Below are 17,964 nucleotides of genomic sequence, written 5' to 3'. Positions count from 1 at the left end.
CTCAGACCTGGGCGCCCATCAGCCCGGAGATACGATCCGGCGACACCGGCCGCGAGTACAGCCAGCCCTGGCCGGTGTCGCAGCCGATGCGGCGCAGCCGGGTGGCCTGGGCCGAGGTTTCGACGCACTCCGCGGTGACGGTGAGCCCGAGGCGGTGGGCCAGCTGGATCATCGCCTCGACGACGACCTCGTCGGCCGGGTTCGGCGGGACGCCCTCGCCCTCGTACTGGAATCCGCGCACGAAGGAGCCGTCCAGCTTCAGCACCGACACCGGAAGGCGGCTGAGGTAGGCGAGGTTCGAATAGCCGGTGCCGAAGTCGTCGATGGCGATGCCGACGCCCATGTCACTCAGCGCCTGGAGGGCCTGGAGCGGGCGGCCGGCCGAGCCCATGACCGCGGACTCGGTGAGTTCGATCTGGAGCAGGTGCGGGGCGAGGCCGGTCTCGGCGAGGGTCTGCGCCACGTCCGCGACCAGGTCGGAGTCCCACACCTGGCGGACCGCCACGTTGACGCTGACGAAGATCGGCGGCTCGTCGGGGTGGTCCAGCTGCCACTGCCGGGCCTGGCGGCAGGCGGTGGTGAGGATCCAGCGGCCCAGCGGGACGATCGAGCCGTCCTCCTCGGCCAGTGCGATGAACCGATTCGGCGTCAGCATCCCGAACTGCGGGTGGTTCCAGCGCACCAGCGCCTCCACCCCGCGCAGCCGCCCGTCCTCCATGCCCACCAGCGGCTGGTACTCCAGCTGGAACTCGCCGCGCTCGATGGCAGGGCGGAGCGTGGAGGCCAGCGCCTGGCGGGTCATGCGGTGGGCGTTGCGCTCCGGGTCGAAGAGCGTCCAGCGGTCCCGGCCGTCCGCCTTGGCCCAGTACAGGGTGGTGTCGGCGGCCTGCATCAGTCCGGTCGCCGAGGTGCCCTCGGCCTGCCGCTCGACCACCCCGATCGACGCCGATACCGACATCCGGTGCCCGGAGACGTCGAAGGGCGCCTGGATCGCCTTCAGCAGCGCCTCGGCGAGGTCGGCCAGCTGCTCGGTGCCCGTGGAGTCCTCGACCAGCAGCGCGAACTCGTCGCCGCCTAGGCGGGCCACCAGGGGAGCGGTCGCCCGGCCCTGTCCTGCCTCGTTGGCGCAGCGGGTGAGCCGCTCGGCGACGGCGGCCAGCAGCCGGTCGCCGACCCGGTGGCCGAGGGTGTCGTTGACGGCCTGGAACCCGTCGAGGTCCAGGTAGCACAGCCCGATCCGGCCGGTGCCGCCCTGTTCGTACGACTCCGGCTCCAGCGCGGTCGTGAGCCGCTCGAAGAACAGGGTGCGGTTGGGCAGCCGGGTCACCGGGTCGTGCATCTGCAAGTGCCGCAGCCGGGCCTGGAGTTCACGCCGGGCGGTGATGTCGGCGACGGACAGCAGTACGCCCGGCGCACCGTCGGCCAGGGGCGTGATCGTGATCTGCGCCCACATGGAGTGCCCGTCGGGATGCTTCAGCCGCCGCTTGCAGCGCAGCTTCGCCTGCCGTCCGCGCAGCACCTCGCGGTAGGAGTGCCAGGTGCGCGCGTCCGAGGCGAGGTCCACCAGGTCGGCGGCCAGGGCCCCGGTCAACTCTCTCGGTACGGCGCCGAGCAGCTCCCCGAAGGCGGGGTTGGCGTCGACGACCGTGCCGTCGCGGTCCACCACCGCCATGGCCAGCGGCGCGGCGGCGAAGGCCGCCCGGTGCGACGGCGGCCCGGTACGGGTAGCTGTCGTGATGTCACTCTCTGTTACGGTCGACCCGTCGAGGTCTGCCGCGGGCGCCGGCCCTTCGGACGTTTCGTTCACCGCTAGCTCCCGCAGTGCACTCGATCGCTGTCCGCGCAGGAAAGTGTGCCGATCATAGAGGCTGCCCTGAGGCCCTTCCAGCCATTGCCCAGTCTCGCGGACCGGCAACCCCTCTTGGCAGATCGTTTCTGCCCGGGGCTGGACGGGTTCTTCGGGCCCCGGACCGGTTGTGACGTTCCGTGAGCGATTCGGGGGTGTCGGCGGGTTCGGGAGGTCACGCCAACTCACTCGTCCGGTGCAGATAAACAGGGCGTAGTGGTGCAAACCAACACAGGCTGGGTGCGGTATCCCGTGAACCGTTCCCGGAGGTCCTGTTGCCGCGCCCGTTTCCGCGCACTCTCCCGCGCCCCCGACTGCGCAGCACCGCCGCCGTGTTCACCACCATGGCGGCCCTCGCCGCCACCTCCCTCGTCACCGGCCACTCCGCTGCCGAACCCTTCTCCTCGGCGCCCTGCACCCTGGAGCGCACCGAGGCCCACCACTCGGAGGGCCTGGACACCTGGAACAGTGCCTATCCGCGCCCGGCCCGCGCCCTCGACGCGGTCATGGTCTTCCTCTCCTTCCCGGACGCCCGGCCCCTGACCAGTCCCGCCGAGCTGACCGCCGATCACTTCCCGGCCACCACCCGCTTCTTCGAGCAGGCCTCCTACGGCCGCTTCACCCTGCGCCCGCACGCGCTGCGGCACTGGATCCGGATGCCGCGCCCGTCGACGTCGTACGCCATACAGCGCGACTGGAGCGCCCCGGACCGTGCCGCCTACCTCCGGGACGCCCTCGCTGCGGCCGACCCCAAGGTCGACTTCTCGCGCTACGGCGTCGTCTACTTCGTCGCCGACCCGGACGCGCCCGGCGTCGACTCGGACGCCACAAAGGTCGTCAACCTGGACGTGCCGCTGCGGGCGGACGGCACGGACATCCGCCGGGTGGTCACCGTCTTCGAGAAGCACCCGCCGGACCGGCTGGTGCTGGCCCACGAGACCGGGCACGTGTTCGACCTGCCGGACCTCTATCACCGGCCCGCGGACGGCAAGGGTGACTGGGACACCTACGTCGGCGACTGGGACCTGATGGGCAGCCAGTTCGGCCTCGCCCCGGACCTGTTCGCCTGGCACAAGTGGAAGCTGGGCTGGCTGGAGCGGCGGCAGGTGGTGTGCGTACGGGGGCCCGGGCCGAAGCGGCTGGCACTGGAGCCGCTGGAGACCGGCCCCGGCAACGCCGGGATCTTCGGCCCGGGCCGCGGTACCAAGCTCGCGGTGGTCCGCACCGGGGACGACAGCGTGCTCGCCTTCGAGGCACGCGGGGCGGTGGGCCCCGACGCGGCGGTGTGCCGGCCGGGCATCCTGATCTACCGCGTCCACAGCGGCACCGCGTCCGGTACGGGGCCCGTCCAGGTCATCGACGCCCACCCCCGCACCGAGGCCTGCTGGGAGAACTCCGTCTACCCACCCCTGGCCGACGCCCCGGTCGACACCGGCGAAACCGTCACGGTCCCGGACACCAAGGTCCAGGTGAAGGTGACGGGCAGGACGCCGACGGGGGCATGGAATGTGGAGATCACGGCGGGGTGACTCCCGACCTGCGGCACGGTGACCGACGCCGGGAGGTGTGGGTGGCGGAGCCCCCACAACGCGCGCGGCGCAGCCACGCAGAAATGACGACAGCGAGGCCGGTCCGCGCTTTCCGCGAACACGCCTCGCCATCGATGTCGTGCGCCGCCAGGGACTCGAACCCCGGACCCGCTGATGCTGCATCTCCCGGGGGATGACCCCCGGACCCCCAGCCGCCCGCGGTGGCCGCAAAAATGAAGACCCCCCGCTCTCGCGAGAGGCCTTCACTGTCGGTGCGCCGCCAGGGACTCGAACCCCGGACCCGCTGATTAAGAGTCAGCTGCTCTAACCAACTGAGCTAGCGGCGCCTGCTGACGTCGTAGACCTTAGCATCCTGATCGGCCGGGGGAAAAATCGAAATCCGCACGGCGTTCCGGGCCGCCCGGACGGCCGCCCAGACCAGGATTTCCGGGCCCGGCAGCCAGGGATGGCGGGTGTCCGGGGCGACCAGCCAGCGGGACGTCAGCCCGGAGTGCGCGGCGCTCAGCGGGGCCGGCACGGTCACCGCGTCACCGGTGCCGTGGCACAGCAGTGGCGGGATCGCCCCCGTACGCCCGAACTCCTCCCACCGCAGCAGCGACGGCAGCCGCTGAGCCGTACCCGGCGCCGAGAACAGCAGCATCCGCCCCCGCAGCGTCGCCACCGGCCCCGAGCCCGGCCCCTCGTCCCACAGCCGGTCGAGCATCCGGCGCCCGAAGATCGCGGGGACGCTGACCACGTCGAAGGCGGTGCCGCAGGGCAGCACCACCGGGGCGGTGGGCCGTTCCTCCCACAGCGCCAGAGTGCTGCGCGGATACGTTCCTGCCGAGGCGAGCCATGCAGCCCCGTCCGTGGTGACACCTGAGACGTCGAAGCGGTCCGAGAAAGGTTCGTCGCGTGCGCTCATGGCATCTACAGGTACCGGGCGTGAGCGTACGGCTCCCGAGGGTTGCGGGAATCCGGGACAGGGGAGGGGAGAGGGGAGTATCTTGCCCGTCTGGCATATGCCAAAGCTTTACTCAAGCGGCTGTCACGGCCACCGCGTCGGCTCAGACGGGGTCCGCGTGTCCACGGTCGCCGTCCTCCGCGCCGCGCAGCAGCTCGCGGCCGAACTCGACCATCTTCTTCGCGTAGTCCTCGGTCCACTCGGCGCGCTCGGCGATGTCCGCCGCGGTCAGCCGGTCGAAGCGCCGGGGATCGGCCAGTTGGGCCGCCGCCATCGCCTGGAACTCGACCGCACGGTCCGCCGCGGCGCGGAACGCGTGCGCCAGCTCGGTGGCCCGGGTCAGCTGGGCGCGGGGGTCGTCGATCGACTCCAGATCGAAGAAGTGCTCCGGGTCGTCGGCCACCTGTGCGGGCTCGAACAGCAGGGGCGCGGGGCGTAGCCGCGGTTCGTTCCGACGCGGCGTGGGCTCCGCCATGTCTTCGTCCTCCTCGTAACCTCGTACCTCGTCCGTACCGGCGGCCCGACTGTGCATGGGCCACCGTCCATTGTCCCGCGCCCGTGCAAGAGGGCGGGACGCCTCCGGCGGTACCAAGGCCCACGACCCCGAGGATGTTCCCGCCCGCGGACTCCGTCCGGCGGTGGGAGAGGCCGGCCGGTCATGGCCGCCAGGTCACCCGGTGCTCCGCCAGCCTGGCCAGTACCGCATGGTTCGCCTCCCAGCCGTCCGGGCTGTATTCACCGGCCGCCTCCGGCGGCGTGCCGGACTCCGTCCGGCGGTGGGGGAGTCCAGCCGGTCACGGCCGCCACCTCACCCGGTGCTCCGCCAGCCGTGCCAGTACCGCGTGGTTCGCCTCCCAGCCGTCCGGGAACTTCACCAGCGTTCCCAGCTGGACCGGCTCCGTCGACGGGTAGTCGTCCAGCAGGTCGCTCACGCCCGCCCGGCACACCACGATGCAGGCGTGGCGGTGGCGGGAGGCCAGGACGCACAGGCGGCCCGTCTCCAGGTGGAAGGCGGTGGCGTCGGGGCGGCCGGAGAGGGGATGGAGGACGACCGTGACGTCGTACTCACGGCCCTGGAGCCGGTTCGCCGTGTCCACGGTGACGTCCACGACCCCCAGGCCCGCCAGCGCCGCGCGTACCGCCGCCGCCTGGTCCCGGTGTGCCGTGCCGACGGCGATCCGGTCGGCGGTCAGCGGCGTGGGATCCGGTGAGCGCTCCGACGTCGCCGCCCCGCCCCGGTCCAGCAGCCGCCGTACGACCGCCGCCACCGCCCGCACCGCCTCCGGGTCCGTGCGCGGAGTGTGCCGCGCGGGCAGCTCCAGCAGGCCCCAGCCCGACTCGGCCGCCGCGTCGATGACCTGGTCGGGGCCCGAGCCGTCCGAGGGGACCGCGAAGGCGAGCCGGCGGTCGTCGTGGCCGGTGCCGCTGCGGAACGGCGTGTAGGGGTAGAAGGCGTCCGAGACCAGGGGTGCCGCCGAGGCCGGGAGCCGCCAGGAGACGGGGAGGCGGTGCTGCGGGAGTTCGGGGTTGTGCGCCAGCAGGGTCGTCACCGCGGAGGCCGAGGGATCGTACGACAACCCGGCCCACTGCTCGCTGCCCACGATCGCGAACGGATCCAGCTGCCCCGGGTCACCCACGAACAGCGCCCGCTCGAACAGTCCCGCCACCGCAAGGAGCGAGTCGGACCGCATCTGGTACGCCTCGTCGACGATCGCGTGCGCCCACGGCTCGTCGACCTTCACATGCCCCCACTTGGCGGCCGTCGAGATCACGACCGGCAGCCCGGTGAGATCACCCGCCTTCGCCGACTTGCGGACCTGGGGCAGGCCGTCCAGCGCCTTGTCGTACGGGTCGGCGTCACTGCTGTGCAACCGTCCGACCGGCAGCTCCGGGTTCTTCTCGGCCAGCCTGAGCACGAGGTCGTCGACCTGGGCGTTGGTCTGCGCGACCACCATCAACGGGCGCCCCGCATCGGCCAGTTCCAGGGCCGCGCGGACCACGAGGGTGGACTTGCCGGCGCCGGGCGGTGAGTCCACCACGACACCCCGGTGGGTGCCGTGCAGGGTGTCGCGGAGGATCGCCTCGGTGGCCTCGCCGGCGGCCGCTCCGGGATCGAAGACCTGGGTGGTCACAGCACGTCCTCCGGGGTCACGGGATCGGCGGTCTCCTGCACGGCCTCACCGGGCGGACCGCCGTGCGTCCAGGGCGTGTCCTCCGGCTCGGGCAGCTTCGCGCCGCCGCGCTGCTCGTGCTCGAAGAGCGTGAAGCACAGCCGGTCGCCCTTCTCGGGCACCGACCCTGCCTCCGGCTCCCTGCCGCGGCCCATCTTGTCGAGGATCTTGAGGACGATCAGGGCACCGCCCTCAGTCGAGCCGTCAGCGGGGCCCTCGGCGGAGTCCTCGTACCCCACGAACTCCGCCGACTGGGGCTTCCCGCCCAGCGAGCGGTACACCTTGGCCCGCTCGCCCAGATGCGGCCGGTCCTCGGTCCGTACGGTGACCAGCGGGCGCGGGCTCGGCCGCTTGCCCTCGCTGTACGTCATCACGACGTCGGTGACCTCCCCGGCGAACGCCTCCCCGGCCAGCCGCCGCCCCGCCATCACCAGCGGGTCGTCCAGTGCCTCCTGCGCCTCCAGGCGGGCCTGTTCGCGCTCGCGTGAGGCGAGTTTGTTGGCGGCGGTGACCGCGTCGTCGCGGCGCGGTTGCGGGGGCTCGCCCGCCGTGACCCGGTCGCGGTGGCCGGTGAACGACCAGCGGTCGCGCGTCCACCGCTCCTCGACGTGCGCCCCCTCGGGCAGCGCCCGCAGCAGGTCGAGGCCGTGCCACACCGCGTCCCAGGTGGGGCGCGTCCGGCTGAGGACGAGGGCGCGGATCTCCTGTTCGGCCGCGGTGAGCGCGCCGAGCCGGTCGTCGGCCTCCAGGCCGTCCTCGGCGGCGGAGAGGGCGGTACGCGCGCGGTCGTAGCGCTCGAAGGCCGGGGCGAGCAGCTTGTTGTCGAACGCCGGGTCGGTGGCCGGGCCGGCCGGCGGATGCCGCAACTGGCCCTGCTCGTCCCGGGCGAGCTCGGCCTCCAGCGCGGCCTCGGCGCCGGAGCGGCCCTCGGGCGGGTCGATCCACGCGAGCAGCGCGCCCAGGTGCTGGTCCTCCAGCGTGGACTGGCCGGTGGACCAGTGCCGGGCCAGCAGGTCCGTCATCGCCGGCAGCAGCGAGGAGCCCGGCATCCGGGCCCGCTCCCCGAAGTGGGTCAGCCACCGGCCCAGCAACGGCACCCGGGGCGGGGCCGGATAGGGCGTCTCCGGGTCCTGCTCCGCCGTACGCCGAAAGCGCATGGAGCGCCCCAGCAGCCGCACGAAATCGACGCCCGCGCGGCTCGGCACGATCAGCTGCGGGGCGTCCGCGCACAGCTCGACCTCGACCTTGACGCGCTTGCCGGTCTCCGGGTCGGTCTCGTTGCGCTCGGCGGCCTCCACCGCTTCCGCACAGCCGTCCACGTACGGCAGCACGATGTCCGCCAGCTCGGCCAGGAACGCGAACCTGAGGTCCCGGTCCCGGGGCTGCGGTACGACCAGGAGCTGCGGGGCGTCCCGGTCGGTCCCCACGAGCGCCCCCAGCGGGGCACCGGCCTCGCCCGCGGTGGTGAGCGGGACGAGGACGAGGGGGTGGTCGGAGAGATGGCGGTGGCGGACCGTGGCGGCCGGCTGGGCACGGCCGGTGCTGACCGCTTCCAGACGGCCGAGGGTGGTGATCAGCGACATGCGCTCACCCCCAGGGCCTCGGCGCGCAGCTCCGCCGCTCGCCGCAGGGCCGCCACCGCCGGGTCGTCCGGGTCGCCGGTCTCGCCGCGGGCCGCCGCCAGGACGTCCTCCACCCTCGTCAGACCGCCCAGCTCCGCGCGGACCGAGCGGCCCAGGGAGGTCACCGCGCCCTCGGCGCGCGAGCGGTCGCGGCAGTGGAAGGCGAGTTCGCACGCGGACAAACACTCGGGCGCGTAGGTCGCCGGGACCGACTCGACCGCGGCGGTCAGCTCGGTGGCGGGCAGGTCCGGGGCGAAGCAGATGCCTTCGGGAAGGGTGTCGGCGATGTCCTCGATGCGGGTCAGGCGGGCCAGCTGGCGGGCCGTGACCGCGCGCTGCTTGCGGATGTCGACGGCGGAGGCGGCGGGGAGGTTGGAGAAGTCCTTGGGGCAGACCAGCAGGACGCGGTGGCGGACCTTCGGCGCCGGGTCCATCCGGGCCGCGACCTCCTCCAGCGCCAGCACGTACACCGCGGCCTGGCGGGCGGCCGCGCCCACCTTCGACGGGTCCGCCGAACCGTCCAGCAGCGGGAAGGACTTGATCTCCACGACGGTCCAACTGCCGTCCGGGTGCACGACCACCGCGTCCGGCTCCAGGAAGGCGGGGGAACCGGCGACGTCGAGCGCGAGCATGGGGTGGTCGAGGAGCGTCCAGGCGCCGGCGGTCGCTTCCCGCAGCGCGAGGGCGGTCCGCGCGGTGCGGCCCTCGGGGCCGATCGCGGTGAGGTCGGGGACCTCGGCCTCGGTGGGCGGTTCGGCGCCGCGGTCCAGGCGCTCGTGCACCAGCCGCAGCAGCTCCGCGCCGCCGTCCGCCTTGACCTTCGCCTCGAAGGCGTTGCCGCGGGTCAGGGCGAACTGCGACTGCCCGAAGGCCGAGGGGGCACCCAGCGCGCTCGCCAGCGCCGTCTTGTTCACCCCTGCGCCGTCGAGGATCGCGCGCCGCTTGCACCCGGGGTTCGCGGCCAGGGCCGCGAGGGCGCGGGCGTCCAGCGCCTTGGCCGGTACCTCGGGGCCGCGCAGCTCAGCGAGCCGCTGCCGGAGCGCCGTCCCCTGCGTCCGTGGGAGCGGCACTCGGCTCGGCTCCGCCTGCGAACCGGGACTCACGCTGCCGTGGAATGTGCTCACCCGCCGAAGTCTGGCATCCGCCACTGACAATTGAGGGCTCTGCGTCCCGAGAGGCGAGGGAGACGGTGGTGATCCGCGCCCGGACACCCGCCGTGGCCCGCGTCGCGACCCGGCTGACGTACGGGGCGAGCAGGAACCCGAGGCCCATCACGACGGCGCCCGCGACCGCGTCGAGGAAGTAGTGGTTCGCGGTGCCCATGACCACGATCGTGGTGATCAGCGGGTAGGCCACGGCAGCGACCCTCGTCGTACGCGTGGTGCCGTAGCGCCACAGCATCACACCGCACCACAGCGCCCAGCCGACGTGCAGGCTCGGCATGGCCGCGTACTGGTTCGTCATGCCGCCCATGCCCCGCGGGGCGCTCGCCTCGCCGCCCCACCAGCCGTACGAGCTGTACTGCGCCATGGTGTCGACGAAGCCGTGGCCCGCCGACAGCAGGCGGGGCGGGCAGGTCGGCAGCAGGGTGAAGCCGATCAGGCCCATGAAGGTGGACGTCATCAGCCAGGTGCGGGCCGCCCGGTAGTGCGCGCTGCGGGAGCGGAAGAGCCAGATCAGGACGGCCGGTGTGACCAGGTAGTGCAGCGAGGCGTACCAGAAGTCCGCGGGCACGCCGATCCAGGCCTCGTTGGTGAACAGCCGGTTCAACGGGTGCTCGGCGTTGATGTGCAGGAACTTCTCGACCTTCAGGATCGCGAGACCGTGGTCGACGGCACCCGAGACATCGCCCCGGGCCAGCAGCCGCCCCGCGCTGTAGCAGGCGTACACCAGCACGATCAGGGGCAGCTCGGTCCACCAGCGCAGCCGCGTGTCCGGGACTGCCTCGGTGCCTGGTGTCTCGGTCAGCGGCATCCGATCCTGTCCCCCTTCGTTTCGCGCGGCTTCCGGTGGTCGTTTCCGGTCGTGCCACTTTACGGCGTATGTGCGGGCCCCTGTGGAGTGCCCCCACGCAGCGCCTTCGGATCTCGAAGACGCAGAGATCGCCCTTCGGGTTGCCCACCCACAGGGTGCGCGATGATGGAGGGGTCCCGCCTCCGTTTTCCCCCGGAAAGGTTTCTTCATGGCACCGCGCATCCTGCTCGCCCGGCACGGACAGACCGAGTGGTCGCTGTCCGGCAAGCACACGGGCAGGACAGACGTGCCGCTTCTGGAGGAGGGCCGACGGGGGGCCAAGCTGCTCGGCGAACGGCTGCACCGGGCGCCGTACGACGGCCTGGCCGGGGTGGAGATCCGCACGAGCCCGCTGGCACGCGCGCGTGAGACCTGCGAACTCGCCGGCTTCGGGGAGCGGGCGGCCACCTGGGACACGCTCATGGAGTGGGACTACGGCGCGTACGAGGGCATGACGCCGGAGGAGATCCAGGCGGTGCGGCCGGGATGGCTGATCTGGCGGGACGGGGTCCCTTCGGGGGAGTCCCTGGAGCGGGTCGCCGCGCGGGCGGACGAGGTCGTGGCGTGGGCCAGGTCCGCGGACCGGGACGTGCTGGTGTTCGCCCACGGGCACATCCTGCGGTCCATCGGGGCGCGGTGGCTGGGGTTGCCGATGGATTTCGCTGCGCGGATACGCCTTAATCCGACGTCCTTGTCCGTGCTGGGGTGGGCTTACGGGGAGCCCGCCATTGAGAGCTGGAACGACTTGGGGCATCTGGGGTAGCTGTTCGGCTGCGGGCCGGTGGGGCTTCTCGCGCAGTTCCCCGCGCCCCCTCAAAACCCTCACCGGGCCGCAGCCTGCGAGCTACCCCGTCACGCCGTCCTCGGCGTTGAAGCGTGGCGTTCCAGGAACGCCGACACCCCCGCCGCCCTCCGATGCGGCAGCAGCACCCTCGCCGTTCCCGCCAGCATCGTCTGGATGCGGGAGGACTGGACCTCGCCCAGCAGCTCCAGTACCCGCAGTCCCGCCGCCGCCCCCTCGTCGGGCCGGCCGCCGCGGGCCAGGTCGTCGGCCAGTTCGGCGGTGTACAGCGCGATGTTGCGGGTGAAGTGCGGGTCCTGGAGGTCCGCCGCCCGGCGTGCGTGCCGGGCGGCCCGGCGCCAGTCGCCCAGCGTGGACCAGCACTGCGCCTCCAGGCCCTCCAGCTCGGCCTCGCCGTAGAAGCTCATCCACTCGGGGTCCGAGTCGCCGACACCCCGCTCGAAGTAGGCCTGCGCGCGGGCGAGGGCCTGCTCGCACCCGGTGCGGTCGGCGAGGCCCGCCCAGCCGCCCGCCTCGCGCAGCGAGAGCAGCGACATCAGCCGGGCCGACCCCAGCGGCCGGGCCACGCGCTGGGCCGCCTGAGCGGCCCGCACCGCCTCCCGCGGCCGGCCCGCGTCGCGCGCGAGGAAGGCCGTGTTGCAGAAGGCGTGCGCCTCCAGGGCGTCGTCACCGGTGACCCGGGCCGTCGCGAGCGCCTCCGCGTAGTGCGAGCGGGCGTCGTCGAACCGCCCCGAGTCGTGCGCCAGCCAGCCCACCGAGATGGCGAGTTCACCCGCGCCCGCGTGCAGCCGGTCGGCGGTCGTCTGCCGGGTCGCGCCCGCGTCAAGGAGCGCGTAGGCGGCGCGCAGCGGAGCGGCCGCGCGCCGGTACAGGCCGTCCGCGCCGTGCCGGTCGTCCAGCAACCGGATCCTGCGGACGGCTTCCTCCAGGGCGCCGGCCTCGCTCGCTCCGGCGCGGCGCACCGGCCGCCCGGCGGCGGTGGCGTCGGCGGCGAGCCCGAGCGGGCCCAGCGAGGCGGCGGCCACCGTGGCGCCCCCGCCGGTCATGAATGCGCGACGCAGCACGTCGCTCTCCTCGTAGTTGTCGTACGTCTCGTCAGGGTCCTGCGTGTCTTGCGTGTCATACGGCTCGTACGCCCCCCGCGTCTCAGACGCGTCCCGTGACCTGCGCCCCCGTACGGTCGCGCGGGGCGCGAAGCCCAGGTCGGTGAGCGTGCGGCCGGGGAACATGTGCAGGAACACCCGTTCGTACGCGTAGTTGGGGCAGCGGATCTCGCCTGCCTCGACGCGGCCCACATAGCGTGCGTCGCAGCTGACCAGCTCGCCGATCTCGCGCGCGGCCCGCCGGACCGCCGCGGCGAACTCGGCCGGCGAGCGCTGACCGCGCAGGCGCCGGAACGCGAGGTTCGGCCTCGGTGGCATGGGGGACTGGGACGAGGTCACCTGTGACGACGCCATGGCCGGGTCCTCTCGTGCGAACCGTCGAACCATGCCGGAGGTGGGGCGAGTTGACTGGTTTGTCAGTGTGACGCCCTGTTTCCGGCGGGCAAGAACGTACCGGCTGTGTCCGGGGCGCCACGCGGGGTTTGGCTACAAACCGGATATCTCATCCGAGATCTGCCATGAACTGCCATCCTTTGCGGCGGACTTCCGCCGTAGCCGTTGACGCGGGTGCGCGTTGAACCCCGTGGAGTCGGACGAGGGTTCCTTGATGGAGGCCGCGATGGAGATCAGCTGTGACGTGGTCACGGTACCGACGCGACACGGCCTGGAGGCCGTCGACATCCTGCGGCGGGGGGTGGGCGAGGGGGTCGGACCCGTACTGCACGACGACGGCGGCGAGACCCTGGGGTTCCTGGTCCCGCCGGGCACGGCGGCGGGCTGGGACGTGCCGGGCAGTACGTGCACGGAGACGGACGGGCGGGGGCTGCGGCTGGCTCCGGAGCCGCCGGTGGAGGGCTCGGACTGGCTGCTGCCGCCGGGGGACGCCGACCTGGCAACGGATCCGGCGGTACTGCGGGCAGCGCTGGACGAGGCGGCGCGACTGATCGAGGCCGCGGACAATTGCCGGTGACCGCACCCACCTGACAAGGGGCGCGGGGCTGTATCGACATGCGGCTCCGCCGCGGGGCGCGACCAGCCCCCACCGGCCCGCAGACGCGATACGGCCTCCCGCCGCAGATAATGGCGTCATGGGCAAGTCCAAGAGGCGTGGCAACTCCGTCGCCGAACCCGTCGTGGAACCAGTCGACGGCGGCCTGGCCGAACTCATCCCCGACCGCGACCGCCCGCGCGCGTGGACGCTGCTCATCGACGGCGCACCCCAGTCCCACGTGGACCTCGACGACCCGCGCCACCTCTCCTTCGAGTACCAGCGCCGCCTCGGTCACGTCATCGACCTGGCCGCCGCCCCCGGCAGGCCCCTGCACGCCGTCCACCTCGGCGGTGGCGCCCTCACCCTCGCCCGGTACCTCGCCGCCACCCGCCCCCGCTCCACCCAGCAGGTCGTCGAGCGGGACGCCGCTCTCGTGCAACTGGTGCGGCAGCAGCTGCCGTTGGAGCCGACCGCGCGGATACGCGTGCGGTCCGTCGACGCCCGCGAAGGGCTCGCCAAGGTCGCCGACGGCTGGGCCGACCTCGTGATCGCCGATGTGTTCAGCGGTGCCAGAACCCCCGCGCACCTCACCTCGGCCGAGTTCCTCGACGAGGTCCGAAGGGCCCTCAAGCCGGGCGGCCTCTACGCCGCGAACCTCGCCGACGGACCGCCGCTCACCCATCTCCGCGGCCAGATCGCCACCGCCGCCGCCCGGTTCGCCGAACTCGCCCTGGTCGCCGACCCGACCGTGCTGCGCGGCAAGCGCTTCGGCAACGCCGTCCTGGTCGCCTCCGACAGTCCCCTGCCGGTCGCCGAACTGACCCGCCGGGCCGCCTCAGACCCGCACCCGGGCCGCGTCGAACACGGCAGGGCGCTCCTCGACTTCACCGGCGGGGCCGTCCCCGTGACGGACGCGAAGGCCGTGGCCTCTCCCGCGCCACCGCCCTCGGTGTTCCGCTGAGTCGGCACGTCCCGATCGAGTCGGTACGTCCCGACTGGCTCAGTACGTTCCGATCTCCACCCGTGGCGGGCCGTCGTGCCACGTGCAGAACACCGACACCCGGTCCGCGCCCGAGGAGAACTCCACCCGGATCCACGACTCCGTCTTCCACACCTGCATCGACCAGCCCGTGCCCGGAGTCGCGGACACCAGGGTCGCCGAGGTCCTCCCGAGGTCGAAGACCGCCCGGCCGCCGTCGGTGTCGTAGCTCCTGACCTGGCCGGAGGCGGTCGGGGACGGGCTCCGCGAGGGGGTCGGGCGGGCGGTCGTGGCGCTCGGCGTCGGCGACGGGCTCTCCGAGGGGGTCGCGGTCCTTTCCGGGGCCGGCGTCGGGGACGCCGGCGGGTCCGACTCCTGCTTCGCCTCGGCCGCGATGGGCAGGGCGCGGGGCGGGTCGTAGGCCGTGCCCGCCATCACCGTGTGGACACCCCACCACGACAGCGTGACCGCCGCGCCCGTGGCGAGCAGCCAGGCCAGTACGTGTACGAGTCCTCTGCGCATCGCCCGACATACTGCCTCACGCGCCTCACGGGTCGCACCCGGACTGAGTTGTCCACAGGCCCCGACCGGGCCCGCCCGAATCGCGTACGGTGCGGCGCATGGCAAGTGTGCTCGTGGTCGAGGACGACCAGTTCGTTCGTTCGGCGCTCATCCGGCACCTGACCGACGCGGCACACACCGTGCGCAGTGTCGGGACGGCGCTGGAGGCGCTGCGCGAGGTCGCCCATTTCCGTTTCGACGTGGTGATCCTGGACCTCGGTCTGCCCGATCTGGACGGCTCCGAGGCCCTGAAGATGCTGCGCGGGATCACCGACGTCCCGGTCATCGTCGCCACCGCGCGGGACGACGAGACGGAGATCGTCCGCCTGCTCAACGCCGGGGCGGACGACTACCTCACCAAGCCCTTCTCCGTCGAACACCTCTCCGCCCGCATGTCCGCCGTCCTACGACGGTCCCGTGCCGCCGGCGGTGACGCCCCGCCGGAGACCGTGCTGCGCGTCGGCGGCCTGAGCGTGGACCCGCTGCGCCGCCAGGCCGAGCTGGACGGCGTCCGACTCGACCTCACCCGCAGGGAGTTCGACCTGCTCGCCTTCCTCGCCGCCCGCCCCGGCGTGGTCGTCCCTCGCAAGGAACTCCTCGCGGAGGTCTGGCAGCAGTCCTACGGCGACGACCAGACCATCGACGTCCATCTCTCCTGGCTCCGGCGCAAGTTGGGGGAGACCGCCGCGCAGCCCCGCTATCTCCACACCCTGCGGGGCGTCGGGGTCAAGCTGGAGCCGCCGCTATGAGATGGGCTCTGGTCAAGGTCTGTCTGGCGGTCACCACCATGGTCGTGGTCGCCTTCGCGATCCCGCTCGGGCTCGTCATCAAGGAGATGGCCCGGGACCGCGCCTTCTCCAACGCCGAGCGCCAGGCCGCCGCCGTGGCCCCCGCCCTGTCCATCACCACCGACCGGGACCAGCTGGAGCGGGTCGTCGCCTCGGCGGGCTCGGACGCCGGGATGGCCGTCCACCTGCCGGCCGCCGACGACCCCGGAAGCGACCGGAAGGCCCTCGACATCGGACGGCAGCGGGCCGCCGCCGACGACATCGCCACCGTGCGCAGGCTCGGCCGCGCCTCCACCACCGAGGTCTCCGGCGGCTCCACCCTGCTCCAGCCGGTCGCGCTCAGCTCCGGCCGGATCGCCGTCGTCGAGGTGTACGTCGCCGAGTCCGAGGTGAGCAACGGTGTCGCCACCGCCTGGGCGGTTCTCGCCGGCGTCGGCATCGCGCTCGTCGTCGGCTCGGTCGCGGTCGCCGACCGGCTCGGCGTACGGATGGTGCGGCCCGCGCGGAAGCTCGTCGAGGGCGCCCACGAGCTGGGGGAGGGGAAGCTGGGCGCGAGGGTGCCGGAGGAGGGGCCGACCGAACTCAGGCTCGCGGCCGTCGCGTTCAACTCCATGGCCGACCAGGTCGTCCAACTGCTCGCGAACGAGAGAGAGCTGGCCGCCGATCTGTCCCACCGGCTGCGCACCCCGCTGACCGTGCTGCGGCTGAACGCGGCCTCGCTCGGGGAGGGGCCGGCCGCCGAGCAGACCCGGGCCGCGGTCGCGCAGCTGGAGCGCGAGGTCGACACCATCATCCGCACCGCGCGCGAGGCCAAGCCGCAGACCGCGGCGGCCGGGCCCGGCGCCGGGTGCGACGCGGCCGAGGTGGTCCGGGAGCGGATGGGGTTCTGGTCGGCGCTCGCCGAGGACGAGGGCCGCAAGTGGCGGGTCGCCGGCACCGAGCGGCCGGTGCGCATACCCGTGGCCCGGGCGGACCTCGTGGCCGCGCTGGACGCCCTGCTCGGCAATGTCTTCCGGCACACCGCGGAGGGCACCGCCTTCGCGGTCGACGTGCACAACGGCGAGGACGCCGTGATCGTGCTCGTCTCCGACGCCGGGCCCGGCATCCGCGACCCCGAGGCCGCGATGGCGCGCGGCCGGGGTTCCGGCAGCGCCGGGTCGACCGGGCTCGGGCTCGACATCGTGCGCCGGCTCGCCGAGTCGACCGGCGGGGACGTCCGCATCGGGTCGTCGGTGCTGGGCGGGACCGAGGTGCGGATCTGGATCCAGCTGGGCGGACGGGAGCCGGTGCGCCGGGGACACCGGGTGCGTCGACGCCGTACGGGCCGGCTGGTCCCGTCGTTCCACCGGCCCCGTACCGTGCGCGGGCGCGACGAACTACGCTGACGCCACCCGGAGCCGATCGTTCCGGAAGCCTTCGTTTTCTCGAAGGCTTTCGCCGCCTGCCACTGACGATTCCATGGGAGCTGTGGAGGCGGGCCAACGTGTCGGTCACGTTTCGACAAATGGGACCGAGAGGGTCTTGACGGTTGACCTGACATACGGCTGTCATTGCGCCACCGTGTTCGGTCAAGTTGATTTCTGGTTGATTACGACCGGTCTTCGAATCCCTCCATGACTGAACCCTGCCTTCAGGAGCCGTCCATGCGTGATCTCTCGTCGTCTCTTCCCTCGCCCAGCCGTCGCGGCCTGCTCAAGGGGGTGGGTGGCGCGGCCCTCCTCGGGGCGGGTATACCGCTGCTGTCCGCCTGTGGCAGCAGCGGCAGCTCCAGCGACCCGAAGACCGTGAGCCTCGGGTCGAACGCGTGGACCACAACACGTTCCAGGAGCAGATCAACTCCTACCTTCAGGGCACGCCGGACGACGTGTTCAACTGGTTCGCCGGGTACCGGATGCAGTTCTTCGCCGCGAAGAACCTCGCCTCCCCGATCGACGACGTGTGGGAGAAGATCGGCGGCAACTTCCCGGACGCCATGAAGAAGCTGTCCAAGGGCGCCGACGGCAAGTACTACTTCGTGCCGCTGTACACGTACCCGTGGGCGCTCTTCTACCGCAAGAGCGTCTTCCAGCAGCACGGCTACCACGGCGACAAGGACGCCTGGCCGGCGATGGGCACGTTCGACCAGATCAACTTCCGCCTCAACGGCTACGACTTCCACGTCGAGCTGATCTACCACCAGGACGGTTTCATGGGCCGCACCTGGCAGGACGCCGCCCAGACGCTGGTGTCCAAGAAGGCGGGCATGTATCTGCTGGGCACGTTCGTGGCCCAGCAGTTCAGCAACAAGGCCGACCTGGACGACCTGGACTTCTTCGCCTTCCCGGAGATCAACCCCGCGTACGGGCAGGACACCGTGGAGGCGCCCACCGACGGCTTCATGGTCTCCAAGTCGCCGAAGAACAAGGCCGGCGTCTCCAAGCTGCTCGAGTACCTGGGCACGCCGGCGGCGGAGGAGATCTACCTGAAGTCGGACCCGAGTGTGGTGGCCGCCTCCAGCAAGGCGTCGACGGCGTCGTATTCGCCGTTGCAGAAGAAGGCGTACGAGATGATCTCGGGGGCGAAGAGTCTGACGCAGTTCATGGACCGTGACTCGCG

16 protein-coding genes and 1 tRNA gene are annotated in these 17,964 nt (G+C 72.5%); 7 read left to right on the top strand and 10 right to left on the bottom strand.

What is annotated here, in order from left to right; translation table 11 throughout:
- Position 1: 1 nt before the first annotated feature.
- Complete coding sequence (locus IF54_RS0120885) at positions 2-1,807, bottom strand: putative bifunctional diguanylate cyclase/phosphodiesterase (RefSeq protein WP_030320872.1); 1,806 nt, start codon at positions 1,805-1,807, stop codon at positions 2-4.
- Between the two features lie 314 nt (positions 1,808-2,121).
- Here IF54_RS0120885 and IF54_RS0120880 point away from each other — a divergent pair, with 314 nt between their 5' ends.
- Complete coding sequence (locus tag IF54_RS0120880; RefSeq protein WP_030320870.1) at positions 2,122-3,375, top strand: M6 family metalloprotease domain-containing protein; 1,254 nt, start codon at positions 2,122-2,124, stop codon at positions 3,373-3,375.
- A 273-nt stretch (positions 3,376-3,648) separates the two neighbouring features.
- On the opposite strand, the gene IF54_RS0120875 is transcribed toward IF54_RS0120880, so the two are convergent.
- From IF54_RS0120875 to IF54_RS0120845, 7 genes are all read right to left on the bottom strand, one after another.
- Positions 3,649-3,722: transfer RNA gene (locus IF54_RS0120875), tRNA-Lys, on the bottom strand.
- On the bottom strand, positions 3,713-4,300 hold the full coding sequence (locus tag IF54_RS40765) for a bifunctional DNA primase/polymerase (protein WP_028809851.1): 588 nt from the start codon (positions 4,298-4,300) through the stop codon (positions 3,713-3,715). The genes IF54_RS0120875 and IF54_RS40765 overlap by 10 nt, the downstream gene beginning before the upstream one ends.
- A gap of 142 nt (positions 4,301-4,442) precedes the next feature.
- Positions 4,443-4,814, bottom strand: a complete 372-nt coding sequence (locus tag IF54_RS0120865; RefSeq protein ID WP_030320868.1) for a hypothetical protein — start codon at positions 4,812-4,814, stop codon at positions 4,443-4,445.
- A 319-nt stretch (positions 4,815-5,133) separates the two neighbouring features.
- Positions 5,134-6,471: an AAA family ATPase gene (locus tag IF54_RS0120860; protein ID WP_030320865.1), complete on the bottom strand. Its 1,338-nt coding sequence runs from the start codon at positions 6,469-6,471 to the stop codon at positions 5,134-5,136.
- Positions 6,468-8,093, bottom strand: coding sequence for a hypothetical protein (locus tag IF54_RS0120855; protein ID WP_030320863.1), 1,626 nt, complete (start codon positions 8,091-8,093; stop codon positions 6,468-6,470). The genes IF54_RS0120860 and IF54_RS0120855 overlap by 4 nt, the downstream gene beginning before the upstream one ends.
- Entirely contained in the window at positions 8,084-9,202 is a 1,119-nt protein-coding gene (locus IF54_RS0120850) for a hypothetical protein (protein ID WP_030320861.1), read from the bottom strand. Before IF54_RS0120850 ends, IF54_RS0120855 begins: the two co-directional genes overlap by 10 nt.
- Positions 9,153-10,106, bottom strand: a complete 954-nt coding sequence (locus IF54_RS0120845; RefSeq protein WP_030320855.1) for a phosphatase PAP2 family protein — start codon at positions 10,104-10,106, stop codon at positions 9,153-9,155. The genes IF54_RS0120850 and IF54_RS0120845 overlap by 50 nt, the downstream gene beginning before the upstream one ends.
- Positions 10,107-10,314: 208 nt before the next feature.
- On the opposite strand from IF54_RS0120845, the gene IF54_RS0120840 reads away from it, so the two are divergent.
- A complete protein-coding gene (locus tag IF54_RS0120840) occupies positions 10,315-10,908 on the top strand; it encodes a histidine phosphatase family protein (protein ID WP_030320853.1) in 594 nt (197 codons plus the stop codon).
- 89 nt (positions 10,909-10,997) lie between these two features.
- On the opposite strand, the gene IF54_RS0120835 is transcribed toward IF54_RS0120840, so the two are convergent.
- Complete coding sequence (locus IF54_RS0120835) at positions 10,998-12,404, bottom strand: tetratricopeptide repeat protein (RefSeq protein WP_030320851.1); 1,407 nt, start codon at positions 12,402-12,404, stop codon at positions 10,998-11,000.
- A gap of 265 nt (positions 12,405-12,669) precedes the next feature.
- Here IF54_RS0120835 and IF54_RS0120830 point away from each other — a divergent pair, with 265 nt between their 5' ends.
- Positions 12,670-13,020: a hypothetical protein gene (locus IF54_RS0120830; RefSeq protein WP_199821231.1), complete on the top strand. Its 351-nt coding sequence runs from the start codon at positions 12,670-12,672 to the stop codon at positions 13,018-13,020.
- A 118-nt stretch (positions 13,021-13,138) separates the two neighbouring features.
- Positions 13,139-14,002, top strand: a complete 864-nt coding sequence (locus IF54_RS0120825) for a spermidine synthase (protein WP_030320848.1) — start codon at positions 13,139-13,141, stop codon at positions 14,000-14,002.
- 39 nt (positions 14,003-14,041) lie between these two features.
- On the opposite strand, the gene IF54_RS0120820 is transcribed toward IF54_RS0120825, so the two are convergent.
- The gene (locus IF54_RS0120820) at positions 14,042-14,542 is read right to left on the bottom strand and encodes a hypothetical protein (protein ID WP_030320847.1); all 501 of its coding nucleotides are present in this window, start codon (positions 14,540-14,542) and stop codon (positions 14,042-14,044) included.
- A gap of 98 nt (positions 14,543-14,640) precedes the next feature.
- On the opposite strand from IF54_RS0120820, the gene IF54_RS0120815 reads away from it, so the two are divergent.
- From IF54_RS0120815 to IF54_RS39700, 3 genes are all read left to right on the top strand, one after another.
- Positions 14,641-15,330: a response regulator transcription factor gene (locus tag IF54_RS0120815; RefSeq protein WP_030320845.1), complete on the top strand. Its 690-nt coding sequence runs from the start codon at positions 14,641-14,643 to the stop codon at positions 15,328-15,330.
- Entirely contained in the window at positions 15,327-16,754 is a 1,428-nt protein-coding gene (locus tag IF54_RS0120810) for a sensor histidine kinase (protein WP_030320843.1), read from the top strand. The genes IF54_RS0120815 and IF54_RS0120810 overlap by 4 nt, the downstream gene beginning before the upstream one ends.
- Positions 16,755-17,173: 419 nt before the next feature.
- On the top strand, positions 17,174-17,964 hold a 791-nt coding region (locus tag IF54_RS39700; protein ID WP_420790451.1), incomplete at its 3' end, for an ABC transporter substrate-binding protein.

This window comes from Streptomyces sp. NRRL B-3229 (assembly GCF_000719505.1).
Lineage (GTDB): Bacteria > Actinomycetota > Actinomycetes > Streptomycetales > Streptomycetaceae > Streptomyces > Streptomyces griseorubiginosus.
This window is presented reverse-complemented; position numbering and strand designations above follow the sequence as displayed.

Excerpts from the sequence above, each read along its gene's own strand:
- IF54_RS40765 (WP_028809851.1), bottom strand. The coding sequence starts at position 4,300 with ATGAGCGCACGCGACGAACCTTTCTCGGACCGCTTCGACGTCTCAGGT.
- IF54_RS0120865 (WP_030320868.1), bottom strand. The coding sequence starts at position 4,814 with ATGGCGGAGCCCACGCCGCGTCGGAACGAACCGCGGCTACGCCCCGCG.
- IF54_RS0120855 (WP_030320863.1), bottom strand. The coding sequence starts at position 8,093 with ATGTCGCTGATCACCACCCTCGGCCGTCTGGAAGCGGTCAGCACCGGC.
- IF54_RS0120845 (WP_030320855.1), bottom strand. The coding sequence starts at position 10,106 with ATGCCGCTGACCGAGACACCAGGCACCGAGGCAGTCCCGGACACGCGG.
- IF54_RS0120840 (WP_030320853.1), top strand. The coding sequence starts at position 10,315 with ATGGCACCGCGCATCCTGCTCGCCCGGCACGGACAGACCGAGTGGTCG.
- IF54_RS0120835 (WP_030320851.1), bottom strand. The coding sequence starts at position 12,404 with ATGGCGTCGTCACAGGTGACCTCGTCCCAGTCCCCCATGCCACCGAGG.
- IF54_RS0120830 (WP_199821231.1), top strand. The coding sequence starts at position 12,670 with ATGGAGATCAGCTGTGACGTGGTCACGGTACCGACGCGACACGGCCTG.
- IF54_RS0120825 (WP_030320848.1), top strand. The coding sequence starts at position 13,139 with ATGGGCAAGTCCAAGAGGCGTGGCAACTCCGTCGCCGAACCCGTCGTG.
- IF54_RS0120820 (WP_030320847.1), bottom strand. The coding sequence starts at position 14,542 with ATGCGCAGAGGACTCGTACACGTACTGGCCTGGCTGCTCGCCACGGGC.
- IF54_RS0120815 (WP_030320845.1), top strand. The coding sequence starts at position 14,641 with ATGGCAAGTGTGCTCGTGGTCGAGGACGACCAGTTCGTTCGTTCGGCG.
- IF54_RS0120810 (WP_030320843.1), top strand. The coding sequence starts at position 15,327 with ATGAGATGGGCTCTGGTCAAGGTCTGTCTGGCGGTCACCACCATGGTC.